The sequence below is a fragment of the Arthrobacter sp. C152 genome, assembly GCF_054890965.1.
On the sequence record NZ_JBTZSU010000032.1, the window covers coordinates 14,704 to 35,174 of the forward strand.

Genomic DNA, 20,471 nt, shown 5'->3' on the forward strand with positions numbered 1-20,471 from the left:
AATCTCACTAGAGTAGGGTTGCATTGAATCCGCTGGCCAGGCCCGTTGCAGGGCTGGGAGCCGCCTTCCGGAGAGGGTCACTACGTGTTCTATTGGGTCATGAAAAGGATCTTCCTCGGTCCGGTGATCAAGCTGCTCTTCCGGCCCTGGGTCAAAGGCCTCGACAATATCCCGGCGCACGGGGCGGCCATCATCGCCTCCAACCACCTGTCGTTTTCCGATTCCATTTTCATGCCGCTCATGGTCCGCCGGCCGGTGGTGTTCCTGGCCAAGTCCGAATACTTCACGGGCACGGGCGTCAAAGGCAGGCTGACGGCGGCGTTCTTCCGGCTCACCAACCAGCTGCCCATGGACAGGTCCGGGGGAGCCGCTTCCGCCGCCTCGCTGAACGCCGGCATGGAAGTGCTGAACCACGGCGGGTTGCTGGGTATCTACCCCGAGGGAACGCGGAGCCCGGACGGCCGGTTGTACCGCGGAAAGGTCGGGGTCGCCAGGCTTGCGCTGCAGGCAGGTGTGCCCGTCATTCCCGTGGCCATGATCGGAACCGACAAGGTCCAGCCCATCGGCAAGCGCCTCCCCAACATCCGGCGGATCGGCATGGTCTTTGGCGAACCCCTGGACTTCAGCCAGTACCGCGACCAGGCAGAGGACAGGACAGTCCAGCGCAAGGTCACTGACGACATCATGGCCCGGTTGATGCGCCTCTCGGGCCAGGAGTACGTGGACGAATACGCCGCTGTGGTCAAGCTCCGTCTCGCGGGCAAGCCGGCGGAACCGGAGGCGGTGGCTGAGCCACTGGCCGCACCCGGACCTGTGGAGGGCGGGCTTGTGCAGGACACCGATACAGCCGCCGGCAGCCAACGGCGCAGCGAGGACGACGGCGGCACCTCCGCCGCCGGTTAACGGCAGGCCCAGCCGGGCCCGGGTTCAGTTGTGACGCCCCGGCCGGGCAGCGTGACAGGGCGGTGTCCACCGGCCGCGGCCTGCCGCTAGTCTTAGATGGTGACTGAGCTATCTGCAAAACCCGCCTTTACGCTGTCCAGCACCGCCCAGAGCGGAGCGGCCAACTATCCCGGACTCGACAACTGGCGGGACCTTCCCATCTCGCAGCAGCCCAGCTGGCAGGACCGGGAGGTCTTTGAGGCCTCGGTCAAGGAACTCTCCGTCCTTCCGCCGCTCGTCTTCGCCGGCGAGGTGGACGTGCTGCGGCAGCGGCTGGCCGCCGCGGCCCAGGGCAAGGCGTTCCTGCTGCAGGGCGGCGACTGCGCCGAAACGTTTGAAGCGGCCACTGCCGACAAGATCAGCGCCCGCGTCAAGACCATCCTCCAGATGGCCGTCGTGCTCACGTACGGTGCGGCCATGCCGGTCATCAAGATGGGCCGCATGGCCGGCCAGTTCGCCAAACCGCGCTCCTCCAATGACGAGACCCGCAACGGCGTCACCCTGCCTGCCTACCGCGGCGACATCGTCAACGGTTACGACTTCACGCCCGAGTCCCGCGGCCATGACGCCTCCCGGATGCTCCGCGCGTACCACACCTCCGCCTCCACGCTGAACCTCATCCGGGCCTTTACCCAGGGCGGGTTCGCCGACCTTCGGTCGGTGCACCAGTGGAACAAGGGCTTCACCGAGAACCCTGCCCACGCCCGCTACGAGTCCCTGGCCAGGGACATCGACCGCGCCATCAAGTTCATGGACTCCTGCGGCGCCGACTTCGAGGCCCTCAAACGGGTCGAGTTCTTCGCCAGCCACGAGGCCCTGCTGCTGGACTACGAGCGCGCCCTGACCCGGATCGACTCCCGCACCGGCTTCCCGTACGACACCTCGGCCCACTTCCTGTGGATCGGCGAGCGCACCCGGGAACTCGACCACGCGCACGTGGACTTCCTCTCGCGCGTCCGCAACCCCATCGGCGTCAAGCTCGGCCCGTCGACCACGGGCGACGACGCGCTGCGGCTGATCGACAAGCTGGACCCCGAACGCGAACCCGGCCGCCTGACCTTCATCACGCGCATGGGTGCCGGCAACATCCGCGAAAAGCTGCCGGCCGTCGTCGAAAAGGTCACCGCGTCCGGTGCGCAGGTGCTGTGGGTCACCGACCCCATGCACGGCAACACGGTCACCTCGCCCAACGGCTACAAGACGCGCAATTTCGACGACGTAATCGACGAAGTGCGCGGGTTCTTCGAAGTGCACCACGGGCTGGGCACGGTTCCCGGCGGCCTGCACGTGGAGATGACGGGCGACGACGTGGCCGAATGCCTCGGCGGCGCGGATCCGATCGACCAGGACGCGTTCCTGGACCGCTACGAGTCCGTGTGCGATCCGCGCCTGAACCACATGCAGTCGCTGGAAATGGCGTTCCTCGTGGCAGGCGCCCTGGCGAAGCACTGATGTCTGCTCCCTGCGGTGGGCGGCGATAACAGCCCGCCGCAGGGCAGCCGGGCCGGGCTACACCACCGTGATGGTGACGACCGAGCCTTCCGGCGCCTTTCGGTTCACGGGGTCCTGGTCCCGGACCGTGCCGAAGAATCCGCCGAGGATGTTGTTCACCTTGACCTGGAACCCCAGGGCCTCCAGGGCCTTCCGGGCCTCCGCGGCCTGCTTCCCGATGAAGCTTGGCACGTCCACCATCCGCGGGCCTTTGGAGATGGTCAGCGTCACGGTGCCGCCACGGGTCAGGGTTCCGTTCGCCGGGGCCTGGCTGACGACCGCGCCCTCGGGGACGGTGCGGTCGAACACCTCATCGCGGGCGACGTCGGCCTTCAGGCCTGCGGCGTCAATGGCGTTCACGGCCTCGCCCTTGGACTTTCCCACCACGGAGGGAACAGGGATCGGCTGCGGCCCCTTGGACACCCCCATGGCCACCGGAGTGCCATGCCGGGCGGGAGTTCCGGCAGCCGGATCCTGGGACAATACCGTTCCTGCTGCCGCCTTCTCATCGAACTGCTCAGTGACGGTGCCCAGCGCCATACCGGCTGAATTCAGGGCATCCTTTGCCTGGTCGAGGCTACCGCCCGTGAGCTTCGGCAACGGAAACAGCTGGGGACCCTTGGAGACGAGCAGGGACACCGGCTGGAATTTCCTGATCTCCGTCCCGGCGTCCGGCTCGCTGCCCACCACCAGTCCCGTCGGCACCTGGTCGTCGAAGACATCGCTCGTCGTCGAGCGGAAACCCGCCGCGTCGAGCATCTGCTGCGCCTGCGCCACGGTCTTGTTGGCCACGGCCGGTACGGCGGCAGGAGCGCCCGGCCCCATGCCAAAGAACCACCCCGCACCCGTGGCGAGCAGTGCAGCGAGTATCAGGACGATCACCCATAGGAGTCCGCGCCGCCGCGGATTTCCCTCCCGAAGCATCCTCGCCGGGGTGGCCGCCGCCCGTGCCCGGTCCCGCGCGTCTTCCTTTTCGGCCCGGCGTACGGCCCGTTTGCTGGGGCGCGGCGGCGGGGGAGACCAGCCGACGCCGGCGTCCCCGTCGTCGGGCAGGGCCAGGCCCGGGTGGCGGCCAGGTGGGTGTGCCGGGGCCGCCGGCCTGCCGGCCGGCATCAGGGTGGTGGGATTGCTGGAGGCCGCCAGGACTTCGGTTTGGTGCTGCTGGGCGCTGGCTGTGACGGCGGCCGGGGGCTGCAGGTCCAGTTCCGCGTCCGTGAGGTTGGTACGGATGTGACGGAGTTCCTGGAGGAGCGCGTTGCCGTCAACCGGTCGGTTCTCCGGGTCGTTGGCGGTGCACCACTGGACCAGTTCGTCCACTTCCGCCGCCAGTCCCGGGACAAGGTCCGACGCCGGGCCGACGGCGCCGTTCACGTGCTGGTATGCCACCTGGATGGGAACCTCGCCGTCGAAGGGCTGCTTCCCGGTGAGCATTTCGTAGAGCATGATGCCCACGGCATAGACATCGCTGCGGGCATCTGCCGGCTTGCCCAGGACGAGCTCGGGCGATATATACGCGACTGTCCCGATCAAGGCACCGCTGCTGGTTGAGCTGGTGACGGCCCGGGCCAGCCCGAAGTCACCGATCTTGATCCTGCCGTCATCGGCAATCAGGACGTTCTCCGGTTTCACGTCACGGTGGATGAAGCCCGCCGCATGCGCGGCCCCCAGGCCTTCGATGACGGGATCGATGAGCGCCAGGGCGAGCCGGGGCGGCAACGCGCCCCTGTCCCTGATGACGTCGCGGAGCGTGTGGCCCTTGATGTACTCCATGACCAGGTACGCGGTGTGGCCGTCCGTGCCCTGGTCGAGGACACCGACGACGTGCGGATGGGAGAGCCGGGCTGCGGCCTTGGCTTCACGGCCGAGCCGGCCCAGAAAGTTCTCATCCGCAGCGAGGTGCGGGTGCAGCACTTTGAGCGCCACTTCGCGGTCCAGCCTCTGGTCGACAGCCAGGTATACGGTGGACATTCCGCCGCGGGCCAGCCTCGAGGTGACGGCGTAGCGGTTGTCCACCAGCGTACCCACCAGGGGGTCTGTCACGTGTTCCTGCACCTTACGATCCTAATCCCGCGGCCAAAGGTGCCTGAAACGGAACGGGTCCGAACCGGTAACGGTTCGGACCCGCTGTTGTGTCCGCGACGGCGATGGCCGGGCCTTAGCTGAAGTTCTTCTGGTGTGCCTTGATGGCTGCCAGGTACGCCTTGGTGTCGTCGTACATTCCGTGCTTGCTCACCGAGTACTGGCCTTGGTAGTAACCGGCAATGGCGGTGTCCTGGTCCTTGCTGGTGGCCAGCAGCTGGCGGATGATCGCCACGCCGGCAGTTGCGTTGTCGTACGGGTCCAGCAGGTTCAGCTTCCGGCCCACCAGGTCGGACGCCCACTGGCCCGAGCTTGGAATGATCTGCATGGTTCCGATCGCGTTCGCCGGCGACACCGCACGCTGGTTGAAACCGGATTCCTGGAACGCGAAGGCGAGGGCGAGCGAGGGATCCACGCCCATTCTGCGCGCCGTGTCTGCCACGATGTTCTTCATCTCCTCCCGGGACGGAACGGGTGACGCGTTCAAGAGGGCCTTGTTCTCGTTGGCGGAGCTCACTACGGCGGCCGGGTAGCTGAATCCGAGGAAGGAGCTGGGCACCAGGGGAGCGGCCGCCGGCTGCGGGGCGGCAGTTGCGGGCTGCGGGGCGGCCTGTCCTGCCGCGCCGGGAATCACCAGCTTGCTGCCGGGGTAGATGACAGAGGTCATGCTGAGCTTGTTCGCCGAGATGAGCTCCGAGAGCTTGACCCCGTGGCGGGAGGCGATGGCAGAGAGCGTATCGCCGGCTTTTATGGTGTAGGAGCCGGATTCCTGGGCCGGCGCCGTAGGAGCGGACGTGGTGGCCAGGACCGGAGCGGCGGCAGGTGCAGCGGGAGCCGGGGCGGGAGCGGGGTCACCGGCTGTGACCTTGATCTTCTGGCCCGGGTAGATGATGGAACGCATGGAGAGGTTGTTCCACGCGAAGACGTCCGAAAGGCCCACGTTGTGCCTGGCTGCGATGGCGCCCAGGGTGTCGCCCGGCTTGACCGTGTAGGTTGCGCCGCTGGCTGCCGATGGAGCTGCCGGGGCGGCCGCGGGCGCCGGAGCCGCAGGCTCTGCCGAGCCTGAAAGCTTAATCTTCTGGCCCGGGTAAATGATGGTGTTCGGCTGAAGGTTGTTCAGCTTCAGTACGTCCGCGGTCTGCAAACCGAAACGGCCGGCGATAGCGCTGACCGTGTCGCCGCGGGCGATGGTGTATTCGGCCGGCGCTGCCGGCTGTGCGGGCTGGAACGCGGCTGGAATCGTGGTGGAGACAGACGACGCCGGGATGACCGTGCCCGCTGCCTTCGCGGCGGCCTGGGCCTTCATCGCTGCCGCCAGGCTGCTGGGGATGGCCCGGGTCGGCTGCTGTGCTGCGGCCGGCTGGGCGAGGGCCAGGGATGACAAGACGACCGCTGGCAGCGCCGCAGTGGTGGCGGCAATCACCGGCAGACTCGGTTTGGGGGGCTGCTTGGGCGAGCGGGACATCGTCATGGAAGGAATCCTCTTCTCAACTGCGGGCGCGGGACGCGGACGGGGATCCGCGAATAATCTTGATACTACTGTGACTTAAGTTATTTCTGTTACTACTGTGATGGAAGTGAATCTCTCATGAAATCCCGAATAGCACAAGAATTTGCACTTTCCCGGCAAAGCCTTCTTTTTGGGAGTGTCCGCAGGTGGGTGAGGGGTTGGGAATTCCCCGACTAGGCGCCGCGGCGGCCAGCGTGGCAACCTTGATCCGTGAGTAATGTAGAAAACCTGGTCGGCGAGTGGTTGCCACTGCCCGACGTCGCCCGTTTATTGGATGTTTCTGTCACCAAAGTGCACAGCCTGATTGATGAGCACGCATTGGCGGCATTGCGGGTGGGGGAACGGAAGATCCGTTCAGTTCCCGCCGAGTTCATCCAGGACGGCCAGGTGGTCGACAGCTTGAAAGGCACCATTGTGGTGCTGGCCGACGCCGGCTACTCCGACGAAGACCTGATCGTATGGCTGTTCACCGCCGACGAATCACTGCGCGGACGCCCCATTGACGCCCTGCGTGAAGGACGCAAGACGGAGATCCGGCGGCGGGCCCAGACGCTGGCCTGGTAAATCCCCTAGGAAGCCCGGCTGACGGTCGCCTCAGCCAGCCTCCGCAGGGCCGTCTTGGGCAGTTCGTCCAACTCGAGTTCCTCCAGGGCGGCAAATGCGGCGGCGCCGAATTCGTCGATGAGGCCTTCGGTGGCCTGCAACGCCCCTGACTCTTCGATGATCCGGCGGATCTCGAGGATGTCCGCCCCCGAAAGGTCCGGGCTGCCAAGGCTGGCGTCGATAAAAGCCGATTCCGCGGGGGAGGCCTGGTCCAGCGCAAGGGCCACCAGGACTGTCCGCTTCCCCTCGCGGAGGTCGTCGCCGGCCGGCTTGCCGGTGGTAAGCGGATCCCCGAAGACGCCCAGCACGTCGTCGCGAAGCTGGAAGGCCTCGCCCAGCGGAAGGGCAAAGGCCGAGTAACCGCGGAGCAGGTCGTTGGAGGCGCCGGCGAGGGCGCCGCCGAGCGCGAGCGGGTGTTCCGTGGAGTACTTGGCGCTCTTGAACCGGATGATGGACTGTGCCCTGCTGACAGCGCCGGCCCGGTCGCGGACCGGCCCGGCGACCTCCTCAAGGATGTCCAGGTACTGTCCGGCCATGACTTCTGCCCGCATCAGGTTGAAGATGAGCCGTGCCCGGCTTCCCGATGCAGCCCGTTCACCGATGTCGGTGAACGCCTCCTCGCTGAATGAAAGGCACAGGTCGCCGGCAAGGATAGCTGCCGCCTGGCCGAACCGCTCGCTGTCCAAGGCCCATCCCTGGGCGGTGTGGAGCTGGCTGAAGCGCCGGTGCACGCTTGGGCCTCCGCGCCGGGTATCGGACCGGTCGATGATGTCGTCGTGGATCAGTGCCGCAGCCTGGAACAGCTCCAGCGCCGCCCCGGCCGTGACGATCTGGCTGGCGCCGGCGTCGCCGCCGGCGCCGCGCCAGCCCCAGTAGCACATCAGGGCGCGAAGGCGCTTGCCGCCGGTGACAAGGTTGGAAATGGACCCCATGATCGGTTCGATGTCCGCAGAGATTCCGGACATCACCGCCTGGCGTGACGTGAGGAACCCGGTCAGTTCGCCGGCCACCCCGGCCACGAAGTCCGCCTGCTCATTCCTCAGCTGCTCGGCGGCCGTCACTTGGCCGACTCAGCTGCAACGTTTGCACCGATGGTGAAAGTGGAAACCCCGGCGGCCTCAACCACGGAGAGATTGACGGTTTCGTTGTCGCCCCGGACGAAATCCTTGGAGGCGACGCCGCCCACTGCGTCGCCCGGTACGGCTTTGAACCCCTGCGCTTCCAGTGCCTTCGTGTAGAAATCGACAACAGCAGCTGTCGGTGCCTGGACTTTTCCGACCAGTGCGGCCGTGGCCGGCGCGGAGGCCTTGTCGAAACTGCTGGACACCACCGTGGCGCCGCCCATCAAGGGCAGGAGCTGCTGCGGAAAACCCTCCACCACGGCGCCCACGGTCGCCGACGTGTTGGGGGACGCGGAAGGGCTCGGCGGGGCGGTCAGCGTGGCCTCCGTGCTGGAACCGGCAGTGGAAGAGGAAGGCTCTGTTTGTCCGGACGGGCTTTGGCCGCAGGCTGCGAGGGCTAATGCCGCGATGGCGGCAAGGGCCGCCACGCCGGCTGGCTTGAAGTTTCCAATGGCCGTCACAGAGACTTTCCTCCTGGTGTTGTTGCCGGGACCAGCCTCCAGTTTAGCCAGCCTCCAGATGAGTCAGTACCAACGGATAGGATTGCAGCCGTGGGGCCCGCAGCAAGTAATCAGCCAGTGGCGGCGCGCGTTCCCGGGCGCCGCCGGACGTGCATCATGCACGTGGACATGGACGCCTTCTTCGTCTCCGTCGAGCTGCGCACCCGTCCCGAACTCCGCGGGAAGCCCGTGATCGTCGGATTCCCCGGCGAACGATCGGTTGTCCTCTCCGGGTCCTACGAGGCCCGGGCATTCGGGGTCAAGTCCGCCATGCCGATGGCGGTGGCCATGCGTATGTGCCCGCAGGCTGTCATTATCGAGCCGCGGCACAAGCTCTACTACGAGGTGTCGGCGGAATTGATGGCGATCTTCGAGTCCATTACCGGGCTCGTCGAGCCGCTCAGCGTTGATGAGGCCTTCCTTGATGTCACGGGGGCACTGCGCCGGCTCGGTCCGCCCCGGGGAATAGGGGAGCTGGTCCGGCGCCGCGTGACAGCCGAGCTCGGCATCACAGCGTCGGTGGGGATAGCCGAAACCAAGTTCGTGGCCAAGATCGCCTCTACCCGGTGCAAACCCGACGGGCTCCTGCTGATCGGGCCGGATGATACCGTCCCGTACCTGCACAGCCTCCCTGTCGGCGCTCTCTGGGGCGTCGGGGCGAAGACGGGGGAGGTCCTGGCGAAGATGGGCATCAGGACAGTCGCCGACGTCGCGGCGACGCCGGTCTCCTCGCTGAAGAAGGTCCTGGGGGCTACCGGTGAACACGTCCACCGGCTCTCCTGGGGCATCGATCCCCGTCCTGTCACGCCCCTGCGGCTCGAAAAGAGCATCGGAGCGGAGGAGACCTTCACGGTGGACACCGACGACGACGCCCTCCTGCACCGGGAGCTCCTGCGCCTCTCCCACCGCACCGCTGCCAGGCTGCGGACTTCGGGCATGGTGGCCAGGACTGTTGCACTGAAGCTGCGCTACGCCGACTTCTCCACTGTCACCCGCAGCCGGACTGTGCAGACGCCGGTGGACAGCGCCCATTCGATCTACTCGGTGGCCCAGCAGTTGCTGGCCTCGCTCGGGCCCCGGGCGATGGCGGTCCGGCTCGTGGGAGTCAGGGCCGAGCAACTCGAAGACGCCTCGCGGACCTCGCGGCAACTGAGCTTCGACCGCCGTGACGAGAACTGGCGGGCGGCGGAACAGGCGCTGGATGAAGTGACCCGGAGGTTCGGCAGCAAGTCCATCCTTCCGGCCCGGCTGATGGACCCGGAGGCAGGGACGGAACCGGGGGCCTAAAGCCCTGCTTCCTGCCTGTGGAGAGGCCGCTGCGAAGTCATTGCCGTCTTTCAGATCGGCCCTCAACAATCTATCCTTAGAGGTACATAGTTTCGAGTGAATGGACTTACTGCCGGACCCTCTTGGACATGCTCCCGCTCCAGCGCCTGCATGCAAGGTTCCCGTTGCCGCCAAAGCCGGCGCAGCGGGAACTTTCCAGCAATTGCAGACGTTCTACGGAGTAGAAGTAGTGGCTGGGATCAGCCCGGACGTTGGCCTACAAAAGGAGGTCGTGATGCCGCTGTCGGAGCACGAACAGAAGCTGCTGGAGCAGCTTGAAAAGCAGCTTCACGAGGACGACCCGAAGTTCGCGAACTCAATGGGTTCGGACCCCGGGCGTTCATGGTCCACCAGGCATGTGGTTATTGGGGTGCTCTGCGCGCTTGCCGGAATTTTCCTGCTGCTCATCGGCGTAACCCTCCAGAACATCTTTGTCGGGGTGCTGGGCTTTGTAGTGATGGGTGGCGGCGTCTATTTTGCCACCATGCGCAGTTCCGGTGGCAGGCGCGGATCCAAGGGACGCGCACCGAAATCGGGTAAACAAAGGAGCTCATTCATGAGCGGCCTTGAAGAGCGCTGGGACGAAAGGCGCCGGGGAGAGCCCTGAATTCCATCTGGCGGCGCGCCCCGGCGCTCCTCCATTTCGCTCCCCAGGCATCGGGGAAATGCGAAAAGACCCGCTGAAAGCGGGTCTTTTCGCATTTAACGGAGATTTCCCCCGCGTGGAGGCACCGAATTTCCTCCACTTCCCACCACCGCCGTGAATCCGCGTGTTTTGGCGGCTGCATTCCCATAAAACAGCCCTCCCAACAGCGGTTTTGCGTTGACTGTGGGGGAAAGTGGAGTAATGTGGAGGACATAAGAGGGTGGTTGCAACACAGGGGATGTGCAGTTCCTGACGGCGGACAGGCGGTGGGCCAGTGTTTCTGGGCACACACTCGCCACGTCTGGATGAAAAGGGACGGATCATTCTCCCCGCGAAGTTCCGCGAGGAACTTGCCAGCGGACTGGTGCTCACAAGGGGCCAGGAACGTTGCATCTACGTCTTCAGTGAGAAGGAATTTGCACGGGTCCACGAGCAAATGCGGGAGGCGCCAATCTCCTCGAAGCAGGCACGTGACTACATCCGTGTCTTTCTCTCTGGAGCCTCTGACGAGGTACCTGACAAGCAGGGGCGCGTGACCATTCCACCGGCGCTCCGGGAGTATGCAGGACTCGGCAGGGAACTTGCCGTCATCGGCGCCGGTACCCGTGCGGAGATCTGGGACGCCCAGGCTTGGAATGAGTACCTCGCGGAGAAGGAAACCGCCTTCTCCGAAACTGACGATCCCATTCCGGGCATTCTCTGAATACCGGAACGGGGCAGCAGATGGCTTCTGGGGTGGGATCTCCAGCCGGCCCATCGGCTGCCAACCTGGCTCACCTTCCCCGGAGCCAGGCGGGCGGAACGGTAGGCGCGGATGGGGATCCGGCTCCAGGAGCAGCAGGTGACAACGACGGCGGAAAGGATGCGGCATGAACGATCAACCCAAGCCCACGTCCGAACGCCATGTGCCGGTCCTGCGGGACCGGTGCATCAATTTGTTGGCGCCAGGATTCGAGGCCGCGAGGCTGCGCGGCGAAACGCCTGTGGCGGTGGACACCACGCTGGGCATGGGCGGCCACTCCGAGGCCATGCTGCAGCGCTTTCCCGACCTCCACCTGATCGGCATTGACCGTGATGAGGAAGCCCTGGCCCTGGCCGGGGAGCGGCTGGCGCCCTTCGCCGCCCGCACCGACCTCGTCCACGCTGTGTATGACGAAATCCAGGACGTCCTGGCCGACCTCGGCGTCACCGAGGTCCACGGCATCCTGATGGACCTCGGCGTCTCCTCCCTGCAGCTGGACGAGCGTGAACGCGGTTTCGCCTACTCCTTTGACGCACCCCTGGACATGCGCATGGACACCAGCCGCGGCCAAACCGCTGCCGACGTCGTGAATACCTACAGCGAGGAAGACCTGGTCAGGATCATCCGGAAGTGGGGCGAAGAGAAGTTTGCCGGCCGGATCGCCAACCGGATCGTCACGGCGCGCGCAGCCAAGCCGTTCACCACCACCGGAGAACTGGTCGAGCAAATCCGTTCCGTCGTTCCGGCCGCGGCCGCCAAATCGGGCGGACACCCTGCCAAGCGCACTTTCCAGGCCCTGCGGATCGAGGTCAACGAAGAACTCGACGTCCTGGAACGTGCGGTGCCCGCCGCCGTCGATTCGCTGGCCCTGGGCGGCCGCATTGTGGTCATGTCCTACCACTCGCTGGAAGACAAGATCGTCAAAAGCGTCTTCCAGGCCCGCTCCAAGTCGTCGGCCCCCCTTGGCTTCCCGGTGGAGCTGGAAGAGCACAAGCCCGAGCTGAAGACCCTGACCAAGGGCACCGAGGTTCCTACCGCCGTCGAAATCGCTGAAAACCCCCGCGCTGCCTCCGCAAGGTTGCGCGCCGCCGAACGAATCAGAGCCAGGAGAGCTGCATGAGCACCGCCGCCGTCAAGAACTTTCCCGTGGTCTCCGGCAGTTCGGCGGCCGACGCCAGGCCGGCGGGCGCCCCTGGCGACGGACGGAAGGGCCGCACCCCGCTCTCCGTGGTCCGCACGGCACCGCGCAAGCGCCGCGCGCCCTTCGTGGTGCTCTGCTTTGCCATGCTGGCCGTGGCACTGCTTGCGGTGCTGGTCCTGAACATCTCGGTCTCCACGGCCCAGTACCAGCTCGTGGAGCTGCGCGCCAAGCAAAGCACCCTGACCAAGCAGAACCAGGATCTCACCCAGCAGGTGCAGGGCTACGAGGCGCCGCAGAACCTGGCCGCCAAGGCCACGGAACTTGGAATGGTGGCATCCACCGTCAAGGGCCAGATCGACCTGTCCACCCTGTCCGTCACAGGAAAGGCGACGCCCGCGGTCAAGGGCGCAGCCGCGGGAGCTGTCATCCCTGCCCCGGCGGTGGCCGGCCAGCAGATTGTTCCGCCTGCCTCGAAGGCAGCCGAAGCTGACAAGGGCAAGGCTGCAGCCTCCGCCCCCGCAGCCTCCGCCGCGGCAACACCCGCTCCCGCAGCCACGCCGGCGCCGACGGCTCCCGCTGCGCAGCCCACCCCGGCGGCCCCGGCGCCCGAGCTTCACGGCGGCTCCGTTCCGGCGCCGCAGCAGAAGGTTCCCGGACAGTAGGTCAACAGGCAGGTCAGGCAGCAAGGTCAAGCAGCGAGGAATTACACGGTGGCGCAAAAGTCCGGCAAAGCAGGAAAAGGCAACGTGCCCAACGCCACCAAGAGGCTGCGCCTGGGGCTCGGCATCATGCTGACGCTCCTGCTGGTGGTCGGCGGCAAGCTCTTCCTGGTGCAAGGCCTCGACGTCGGGGGGATGGCCGAGGCCGCACTGAACAGCCGCATGACCTCCGCGGTGCTGCCTGCCGAGAGGGGCAGCATCCTTGACTCCCGTGGCACTGTCCTGGCGAACAGCGTCATCCGCTACAACATCGTGGTGGACCAGCGCGTCAACACCAAGACCGAGTCCTACAAGCGGCTGGAGCAGGCGGATGGCCACGAGAAGCTGGTGGACGTCAGTCGCGACCAGGCGATCTCCGAACTTGCCGCCGCCCTCGGCATGGACACCAACGCCGTGCGTGATGCAGTCACCGGCCAGGCGCCCTACTACATCGTCGCGAAGGACGTGAAGCCCGACGTCGAAGACCGGATCTCGAAACTCCAGGTACCCGGAATCGTGGCCGAAGGCGTCAGCAAGCGCGTATATCCCAACGGCGCGGTCGCCGGGGGAGTGGTGGGCTTCCTGCAGGACGGCACCACGGGACAGGCCGGCATTGAACAGACCCAGGACGACCTGCTCAAGGGCAAGGACGGCAAGCGTTTGTTCGAAATCGGGGCGGACGGCCTGCGCATCCCCGTCGGTGTCGACGAACTGACGCCGCCGCAGAACGGCAAGGACGTCAAGCTCACCCTGAACTCCGACCTCCAGTACTTTGCCCAGCAGGCCATCCAGAGCCAGGCGGACAAGCTCAGCGCCGAATGGGGTGTCATCATCGTGATGGACGCCAAGACGGGCAACCTCCTTGCGCTGGCCGATACGAACTCGCCCGACCCCAACAACCCCGGCATGGTGGCCGCGAAGGACCGCGGCGTGCGCTCCGTGACGGCCGCCTACGAGCCAGGCTCGGTGGAAAAGATGATGACGGCCGCGGCGGTCATCGATGAAGGCCTGGCCAGCCCCCTGGACCGGTTCACCATTCCGCCCACCTACACCGTGGACGGGCAAACCTTCAGCGACGCCTTCACCCACGGCACCGAAGAGCGCACACTCGCCGGCATCATCGGCTACTCCATGAACACCGGCACCGTAATGGCCGGCCAGCGGCTCAGCAAGGAACAGCGTTACGACTGGCTGAAGAAGTTCGGCATCGGCGAGGCCCCCGACATCGGGCTGCCGGCGACGGCGTCGGGCATCCTGACCCCCGCCGACCAGTGGGATGGACGCCAGCAGTACACCGTCCTCTTCGGGCAGGGCGTTTCGCAGTCCACGCTCCAGACCGTGCGTGCCTACCAGAGCATCGCCAACAACGGCGTGATGCTCCAGCCCCGGCTCATCGACTCGTACATCTCCCCGGACGGCACCGAAGAGAAAGTGCCGGCGCAGCCAGCCCGCGAGATTGTCTCCAATGAAACCGCCCAGCAGGTCCAGGACATCCTGGAAAGCGCGGTCACCGAGGGGGAGATCAAGGACGCCGGGATCGACGGCTACCGGGTGGGCGCCAAGACCGGCACGTCCGAGTCCCCGTGCGACGACGGCAAGTCGGGCTACTGCGGGTACACCGCCTCGATCGTGGGGATGGCGCCCATGGATGATCCTCGGTTTATTGTGGAGGTGGTGCTCCAGCGGCCGAAGGGCAGCATCTACGGCATCACCAACGGGCCGGTGTTCCGGTCCGTCATGAGCCAGACGCTGCGCACCTACAACATCCAGCCTTCCACCGGCGAGCCGGCCCGGATGCCCCAGTACGCCAAGTAACCGCCCGCGACGCCGGAAGTACCAGCAGCATCCAGCGCATCACGGTGCCCGGGAAATCCATGCCGGGCACTATCACTAGCACCATCGGAGATCCCCTTGTCAGAGTTCACCACGCCCGGCGGCGACGCCGCCCGGGAAGCCCGTCCAGGCCGCTTCCGGCCCTCAGCCGTTGAGGCAGTCCGCCTGGCCGCCGTGGGCGATGCACTCGGCGTGGTGGTACCGGCACCCGCTGCTGACGGGGAGATCACCGGAATCTCGCTCAACTCCCGGACCGTGGAACAGGGAGACCTGTATGTGGCGCTGCCGGGCGCCAGCAGGCACGGCGCGGATTTCGCTGCGGACGCCATCAAGGCAGGGGCGGCAGCCATCCTGACAGACGACGCCGGCGCACGCCTGCTTGCGTTGGCCACCGACACCAGCGTCCCCGTGCTCGTCGTGGACAACCCGCGCAACGTTGTGGGGCCGTTGTCTGCCATGATCTACCGGAGCCAGGCCGGGAGCCAGCTGCCGCTGTTCGGCGTGACCGGCACGAACGGCAAGACCACCACCACCTACTTCATCACCTCGCTGGTGCGCGCGCTCGGGAAGCGCAGCGGCCTGATCGGCACCATCGAGATCCTGGCCGGCGGTGAACCCATTCCCAGCCTCCTCACCACACCCGAATCGACCGAGGTCCATGGCCTGCTGGCCCTCATGCGCGAAGAGGGCCTCGACGCTGCGGCGATGGAGGTCTCTTCGCACGCCATCTCCTACCAGCGCGTCGACGGACTGGTGTTCGACGTCGCCGGCTTCACCAACCTCACCCAGGACCACTTGGACCTGCACCAGAGCATGGAAGGCTACTTCGCCACCAAGGCGGACCTGTTTACCGCCCGGCGCGCCCGCAAGGCTGTGGTGATGGTCGACGACGAGTGGGGCCGCCGCCTCGCCGGCTCGGCGGAGGTGCCCGTCACCACCGTCAGCACCACCCCGGGAACGCCCGCTGACTGGACGGTCACCAGCACCGCGTCCCGCGGGCTCGGCACGGGCTTTACACTCGCCGGACCGGACGGCGCCCGGCTCACCATCCACACCGGGCTGCCCGGCAGCTTCAACGTGGCCAACGCAGCCCTCGCCGTGGTCATGGTGCTCACTGCGGGGGTGGACCTGCCGTCCCTGCAGGAAGCGCTGGACACCCACGACCCCCTCACGGTGGCGGTTCCCGGGCGCATGCAGCTGATCTCCGAACAGCCGGCCGCCGTGGTCGACTTCGCCCACAACACCGACGCCCTGGCCAGGGCACTGGAAGCGGTCCGGTCACCCGAACCCGGCTCCCGGCTGATCGTGGTGTTCGGCGCCACCGGCCAGCGCGACCAGGGCAAGCGCCCCGCCATGGGCGCCATCGCCGCCCGGCTGGCCGACACCGTCATCATCACCGACGACGACCCCCACGACGAGGACGCCGCAACAATCCGTGCGGACGTCCTGGCCGGGGCCCGTGAAGCGGTAAAGGCCGGGTCCCTTGCCAGCGAACTGCTTGAAGTCTTCCCGCGCGGGGAGGCCATCCGCCGTGCGGTTGAACTGGCACGCCCGCAGGACACCATCCTCGTTGCCGGCCGCGGCCATGAAGTGTGGCAGGAAGTGAAAGGCGTCAATCTCGCCCTGGACGACAGGGTGGAACTGCGCAATGCCTTGACAGCCAGGGGATTCAACGTTCTCCATGACGACCGGATAGAGTCCTAGACCGAGATGATTGCATTTACAGCGGCGGAAATTGCCGAAATCACCAGTGGGCGCCTGGACGCCGATCCCGGAATCACGCCCCTGTCGGTGGTTACGGATTCACGCGAAGCCACCCAGGGCTCGCTCTACGTCGCGAAGCCCGGCGAGCACGCCGACGGCCACGACTTCATCGGGCAGGCGTTTGCCGCCGGGGCCAGCCTGGCCCTGGTTGAACGCCCGGCCGCTGCCGCAGACGGCACCACCTACCCGTCCGTTGTGGTGGCCGACGCGGTCCTCGCCATGGGCGCCCTCGCCGCCGAAGCCGTCCGCCGCATCCGCGCCGCCCGCGCCGAAGCCGGCGGCCAGCTCACCGTCGTGGGCATCACCGGCTCAGCCGGAAAGACCACCACCAAGGACCTGCTGGCAGGAATCCTTGCCACACAGGGGAACACGGTGGCGCCGCAAGGGTCCTACAACGGCGAAGTCGGCGTGCCGCTGACGGTCTTCCGGGCAGGCACCGACACCCGCTACCTGGTCATCGAGATGGGCGCCACCGGCGTGGGCCACATCCGCTACCTCGCCGACATGGTCAAGCCGGACATCGGTGTCGTCCTTGCCGTGGGCACGGCACACGCCGGGGAATTCGGCGGAGTCGACAACATCGCCGTGGCCAAGGGCGAGATGGTCGAAGGCCTGACGGCGGAGGGCACCGCCATCATCAACCTCGACGACGAACGCGTGGCCGCCATGCGCAGCCGCACCACGGCAACGGTCCTTGGCTTTTCTGCCGAAGGCCGGCCCGATGCGCAGGTAGCGGCACTGAACGCCGACACCAACGCCGGCGGGAGCCCCGAATTCGATCTTCAATTGCCCGACGGCGCCGCCCCGCGGCACGTCAGCAGCCGCATCATCGGTGCCCACCACACCGGAAACCTGCTTGCCGCCGCAGCCGCGGCCTGGGCCGCCGGGGTACCGGGCGAGCAGATTGCGGGGTCCCTTAGCAACCAGGCCGCCGCCAGCCGCTGGCGGATGGAACGCACCGAACGCGAAGACGGCGTCACGGTCATCAACGACGCCTACAACGCCAACCCCGAATCCATGCGCGCGGCCCTGCGCACCCTGGCCGACCTCGGCCGTGGCCGCCGCACCTGGGCGGTCCTGGGAGCCATGCTGGAACTTGGCGAGGACTCGATCCGCGAACACACGGCCGTAGGCACCCAGGTGGTCAGGCTCAACATCTCCCGGCTGCTGGTGGTGGGGCGTGAAGCCCGTGCCCTGTACGTCTCTGCAGTCCAGGAAGGCTCCTGGGGAGACGAGTGCCTCTTCGCGGAAACCCTCGACGAGGCCTACGACGTGCTGGACGCCGAACTGGAGCCCGGCGACCTGGTGCTGTTCAAATCCTCCAACAGCGTGGGCCTTCGCCATTTAGGCGATCGGATAGCATTACCCCCAACCCCGCGGCCGGCCGATGAAAGGAGCACTCAGCTGTGATTGCACTTTTGATCGGTGCGGGCCTGGCGCTGCTGTGCGCCCTGGTGGGCACCCCGCTGTTTATCCGGCTCCTTGTGCGCCGCGGCTACGGCCAGTTCATCCGGGACGACGGACCGACCTCGCACCACACCAAGCGCGGCACCCCCACCATGGGCGGCACGGTCGTGGTGACCGCGGTGCTCCTGAGCTACGGGCTTACCCACCTCATCATGCTGATGATGAACCCGGATTCCCCCGGGCCGTCCGCCTCCGCCCTCATCCTGCTCTTCCTCATGGTGGGCATGGGCCTGGTGGGCTTCCTGGACGACTTCATCAAGATTTCCCGGCAGCGCAGCCTCGGGCTCAATGCCAAGGCGAAGCTGATCCTGCAGGGCCTGGTGGGCATCGTCTTCGCGGTGCTGGCGCTGAACTTCCCCAACGAGGACGGCCTGACCCCGGCATCCACCAAGATCTCCCTGGTCCGCGACCTGCCATGGCTTGACCTGGCTTTCGGAGGCACCGTCCTCGGCGCCATCCTGTTCGTGATCTGGTCCAACATCATCGTCACCGCCGCCACCAACGGCGTGAACCTGACGGACGGCCTGGACGGGCTGGCCGCGGGAGCGTCGGTCATGGTGTTCGGCGCATATACGCTGATGGGCATATGGCAGAGCAACCAGGCCTGCGGGTCCCCCCGGGAAGCCGGAAGCGGCTGCTACCTGGTCCGGGACCCGCTGGACCTGGCGCTCCTGGCCGCGATCCTCAGCGCCGCGCTGGTGGGCTTCCTCTGGTGGAACACCTCGCCGGCCAAGATATTCATGGGGGACACCGGATCGCTCGCCATCGGCGGTGCCGTCGCCGGCTTCGCCATCCTGTCCCGGACCGAACTCCTGCTGGGCATCGTGGGCGGACTGTTCGTCCTGATCACCCTCTCGGTGATCATCCAGGTGGGCTACTTCAAGGCCACCGGCGGCAAGCGCGTTTTCAAGATGGCGCCGCTGCAGCACCACTTCGAACTGAAAGGGTGGGCCGAGGTCACCGTCGTGGTTCGGTTCTGGATCCTGGGCGGCCTCTTCGTCGCCGTCGGACTGGGCATTTTCTACGCTGAATGGGTTGTACTGCTGTGACCGTTTCCCCCCGCCTGCAAAACCTCGTCTCCTGGGACTCGGACTGGGCCGGCCTGCGCGTGGCCGTGACCGGCATTGGAGTGTCCGGCTTCGCCGCGGCGGACACCCTGATCGAACTTGGCGCCCGCGTGGTGGTGGTGGACGCTGCCACCAGTGACACGGCCCGGGCCCACGCCGACACCCTGAAAATCGTCGGTGCCGCCGACGTGCTGTTGGGCCCGGAGGCAGTGACCCGCATGCCCCGGATCGACGGTGAACTCCCCGAACTGATCGTCACCTCGCCAGGCTGGCGGCCGGACCAGGCGCTGCTCGCAGCGGCGGCACGGGCCCACATCCCGGTATGGGGCGACGTGGAACTCGCCTGGCGGGTGCGGGTGCGCGAGGGCCGGAAGACGGCTGACTGGCTGACCATCACGGGCACCAACGGCAAGACCACCACCGTCGGCCTGACCGAATCAATGCTCCGCGCCGCCGGGCTGAAGGCCGTTGCTGTCGGCAACGTCGGAAAACCCATCCTGGATGCCATCCGCGAGCCGGTCGACTACGACGTCTTCGCCGTCGAACTCTCCAGCTTCCAGCTGCACTGGGCGGAATCCGTCTCGCCCGTGGCCAGCGTCTGCCTGAACGTCGCCGAAGACCACGTCGACTGGCACGGCTCCTACGACTCCTACCTGGCGGACAAGGCGAAGGTCTACGAACGGACCCGGAAGGCCTGCATCTACAACGCCGAGCAGGTCGAAACCGAACGCATGGTGGAGAACGCCGACGTCGTGGAAGGCTGCCGCGCCGTCGCTTTCACCACACTCACCCCCGCCATCAGCATGCTCGGCGTCGTGGAGGGGCTGCTGGTGGACCGCGCCTTCATCGAAGAACGCAAGGACAGCGCAGCTGAGCTGGCAGCCATGACGGACCTCGGTCCACTGGCGCCCCGGCACATGATGGCCAACGCCCTCGCTGCCGCGGCCCTGGTCAGGGCCTACGGGGTGGAACCCAAGGCGGTGCGCCAGGGCATCCAGGACTACGTCCCCGGCGACCACCGCATCCAGCCCGTGGCCCGCATGAACGGGGTCCTCTGGATCAACGACTCCAAAGCCACCAATCCACACGCCGCCTCGGCCTCCCTGTCCGCGTTCAACCACGTGGTCTGGATCGCCGGGGGACTGTCCAAGGGCGTCACGTACGACGACCTGGTCCGCGAACACGCCCACCGGTTGAAGGCCGTGGTCCTGATCGGAACAGAGACATCGCCGCTCCGCGAGGCCCTCCAGCGACACGCGCCCGATGTCCCGGTGATCGAGCCGGGAGCGGGTGACACTGAAGGGGTGCAGACTGCTGCGGCACCTGGCGGCACCCCGGCCGGAACCCCCGGCCACGGTGAAGAGGTGATGGCCAGGGCCGTTGCGGCGGCAGCGCGGCTGGCCGAATCAGGCGATACCGTGCTGATGGCTCCGGCAGCTGCGTCCATGGATCAGTTCTCTTCCTATGCTCACCGTGGTGGTGCTTTCATCGACGCTGTCCGCGAGCTTGTGGAAGGGCAGGCCCAGACCGGCGAGGAGTAA

17 protein-coding genes are annotated in these 20,471 nt (G+C 66.6%); 13 read left to right on the plus strand and 4 right to left on the minus strand.

What is annotated here, in order from left to right; translation table 11 throughout:
- Positions 1-84 precede the first annotated feature (84 nt).
- Both ACYSM9_RS17485 and ACYSM9_RS17490 read left to right on the plus strand, forming a co-directional pair.
- Entirely contained in the window at positions 85-903 is an 819-nt protein-coding gene (locus ACYSM9_RS17485; protein ID WP_461858227.1) for a lysophospholipid acyltransferase family protein, read from the plus strand.
- A gap of 96 nt (positions 904-999) precedes the next feature.
- A complete protein-coding gene (locus ACYSM9_RS17490; RefSeq protein ID WP_461858228.1) occupies positions 1,000-2,394 on the plus strand; it encodes a class II 3-deoxy-7-phosphoheptulonate synthase in 1,395 nt (464 codons plus the stop codon).
- A 57-nt stretch (positions 2,395-2,451) separates the two neighbouring features.
- On the opposite strand, the gene pknB is transcribed toward ACYSM9_RS17490, so the two are convergent.
- Both pknB and ACYSM9_RS17500 read right to left on the minus strand, forming a co-directional pair.
- Entirely contained in the window at positions 2,452-4,485 is a 2,034-nt protein-coding gene (gene pknB, locus ACYSM9_RS17495) for a Stk1 family PASTA domain-containing Ser/Thr kinase (protein ID WP_461858229.1), read from the minus strand.
- 103 nt (positions 4,486-4,588) lie between these two features.
- Positions 4,589-5,983, minus strand: coding sequence for a lytic transglycosylase (locus ACYSM9_RS17500; protein ID WP_461858230.1), 1,395 nt, complete (start codon positions 5,981-5,983; stop codon positions 4,589-4,591).
- Between the two features lie 249 nt (positions 5,984-6,232).
- Between ACYSM9_RS17500 and ACYSM9_RS17505 the strand changes: the two genes are divergently transcribed.
- Positions 6,233-6,586 carry an Rv2175c family DNA-binding protein gene (locus ACYSM9_RS17505; RefSeq protein ID WP_461858231.1) on the plus strand — a complete coding sequence of 118 codons (354 nt, stop codon included), beginning with the start codon at positions 6,233-6,235 and terminating at the stop codon, positions 6,584-6,586.
- 5 nt (positions 6,587-6,591) lie between these two features.
- On the opposite strand, the gene ACYSM9_RS17510 is transcribed toward ACYSM9_RS17505, so the two are convergent.
- Together ACYSM9_RS17510 and ACYSM9_RS17515 are read right to left on the minus strand one after the other, a co-directional pair.
- Entirely contained in the window at positions 6,592-7,686 is a 1,095-nt protein-coding gene (locus tag ACYSM9_RS17510) for a polyprenyl synthetase family protein (protein WP_461858232.1), read from the minus strand.
- The gene (locus ACYSM9_RS17515) at positions 7,683-8,207 is read right to left on the minus strand and encodes a hypothetical protein (protein ID WP_461858233.1); all 525 of its coding nucleotides are present in this window, start codon (positions 8,205-8,207) and stop codon (positions 7,683-7,685) included. The genes ACYSM9_RS17510 and ACYSM9_RS17515 overlap by 4 nt, the downstream gene beginning before the upstream one ends.
- Before the next feature lie 90 nt (positions 8,208-8,297).
- Between ACYSM9_RS17515 and dinB the strand changes: the two genes are divergently transcribed.
- From dinB to murD, 10 genes are all read left to right on the plus strand, one after another.
- On the plus strand, positions 8,298-9,533 hold the full coding sequence (dinB, locus tag ACYSM9_RS17520) for a DNA polymerase IV (protein WP_461858234.1): 1,236 nt from the start codon (positions 8,298-8,300) through the stop codon (positions 9,531-9,533).
- A 274-nt stretch (positions 9,534-9,807) separates the two neighbouring features.
- Positions 9,808-10,179 carry a DUF3040 domain-containing protein gene (locus tag ACYSM9_RS17525; RefSeq protein ID WP_461858235.1) on the plus strand — a complete coding sequence of 124 codons (372 nt, stop codon included), beginning with the start codon at positions 9,808-9,810 and terminating at the stop codon, positions 10,177-10,179.
- 313 nt (positions 10,180-10,492) lie between these two features.
- The gene (gene mraZ, locus ACYSM9_RS17530) at positions 10,493-10,921 is read left to right on the plus strand and encodes a division/cell wall cluster transcriptional repressor MraZ (RefSeq protein WP_018763545.1); all 429 of its coding nucleotides are present in this window, start codon (positions 10,493-10,495) and stop codon (positions 10,919-10,921) included.
- A gap of 166 nt (positions 10,922-11,087) precedes the next feature.
- The gene (gene rsmH, locus ACYSM9_RS17535) at positions 11,088-12,080 is read left to right on the plus strand and encodes a 16S rRNA (cytosine(1402)-N(4))-methyltransferase RsmH (protein WP_461858236.1); all 993 of its coding nucleotides are present in this window, start codon (positions 11,088-11,090) and stop codon (positions 12,078-12,080) included.
- Complete coding sequence (locus ACYSM9_RS17540; protein ID WP_461858237.1) at positions 12,077-12,763, plus strand: hypothetical protein; 687 nt, start codon at positions 12,077-12,079, stop codon at positions 12,761-12,763. The genes rsmH and ACYSM9_RS17540 overlap by 4 nt, the downstream gene beginning before the upstream one ends.
- 48 nt (positions 12,764-12,811) lie before the next feature.
- Positions 12,812-14,614 carry a peptidoglycan D,D-transpeptidase FtsI family protein gene (locus ACYSM9_RS17545; RefSeq protein ID WP_461858238.1) on the plus strand — a complete coding sequence of 601 codons (1,803 nt, stop codon included), beginning with the start codon at positions 12,812-12,814 and terminating at the stop codon, positions 14,612-14,614.
- Positions 14,615-14,710: 96 nt separating this feature from the next.
- Entirely contained in the window at positions 14,711-16,336 is a 1,626-nt protein-coding gene (locus ACYSM9_RS17550; RefSeq protein WP_461858239.1) for a UDP-N-acetylmuramoyl-L-alanyl-D-glutamate--2,6-diaminopimelate ligase, read from the plus strand.
- Between the two features lie 6 nt (positions 16,337-16,342).
- Positions 16,343-17,806, plus strand: coding sequence for a UDP-N-acetylmuramoyl-tripeptide--D-alanyl-D-alanine ligase (locus tag ACYSM9_RS17555; RefSeq protein WP_461858240.1), 1,464 nt, complete (start codon positions 16,343-16,345; stop codon positions 17,804-17,806).
- A complete protein-coding gene (gene mraY / locus ACYSM9_RS17560) occupies positions 17,803-18,912 on the plus strand; it encodes a phospho-N-acetylmuramoyl-pentapeptide-transferase (protein WP_461858241.1) in 1,110 nt (369 codons plus the stop codon). Before ACYSM9_RS17555 ends, mraY begins: the two co-directional genes overlap by 4 nt.
- A complete protein-coding gene (gene murD, locus ACYSM9_RS17565) occupies positions 18,894-20,471 on the plus strand; it encodes a UDP-N-acetylmuramoyl-L-alanine--D-glutamate ligase (RefSeq protein ID WP_461858242.1) in 1,578 nt (525 codons plus the stop codon). Before mraY ends, murD begins: the two co-directional genes overlap by 19 nt.

What these genes read in the sequence shown, in the direction of transcription:
- ACYSM9_RS17490 (WP_461858228.1), top strand. Translation starts at nt 1,000, where the DNA reads ATGGTGACTGAGCTATCTGCAAAACCCGCCTTTACGCTGTCCAGCACC.
- ACYSM9_RS17500 (WP_461858230.1), bottom strand. Translation starts at nt 5,983, where the DNA reads ATGACGATGTCCCGCTCGCCCAAGCAGCCCCCCAAACCGAGTCTGCCG.
- ACYSM9_RS17525 (WP_461858235.1), top strand. Translation starts at nt 9,808, where the DNA reads ATGCCGCTGTCGGAGCACGAACAGAAGCTGCTGGAGCAGCTTGAAAAG.
- rsmH (WP_461858236.1), top strand. Translation starts at nt 11,088, where the DNA reads ATGAACGATCAACCCAAGCCCACGTCCGAACGCCATGTGCCGGTCCTG.
- ACYSM9_RS17540 (WP_461858237.1), top strand. Translation starts at nt 12,077, where the DNA reads ATGAGCACCGCCGCCGTCAAGAACTTTCCCGTGGTCTCCGGCAGTTCG.
- ACYSM9_RS17555 (WP_461858240.1), top strand. Translation starts at nt 16,343, where the DNA reads ATGATTGCATTTACAGCGGCGGAAATTGCCGAAATCACCAGTGGGCGC.
- murD (WP_461858242.1), top strand. Translation starts at nt 18,894, where the DNA reads ATGGGTTGTACTGCTGTGACCGTTTCCCCCCGCCTGCAAAACCTCGTC.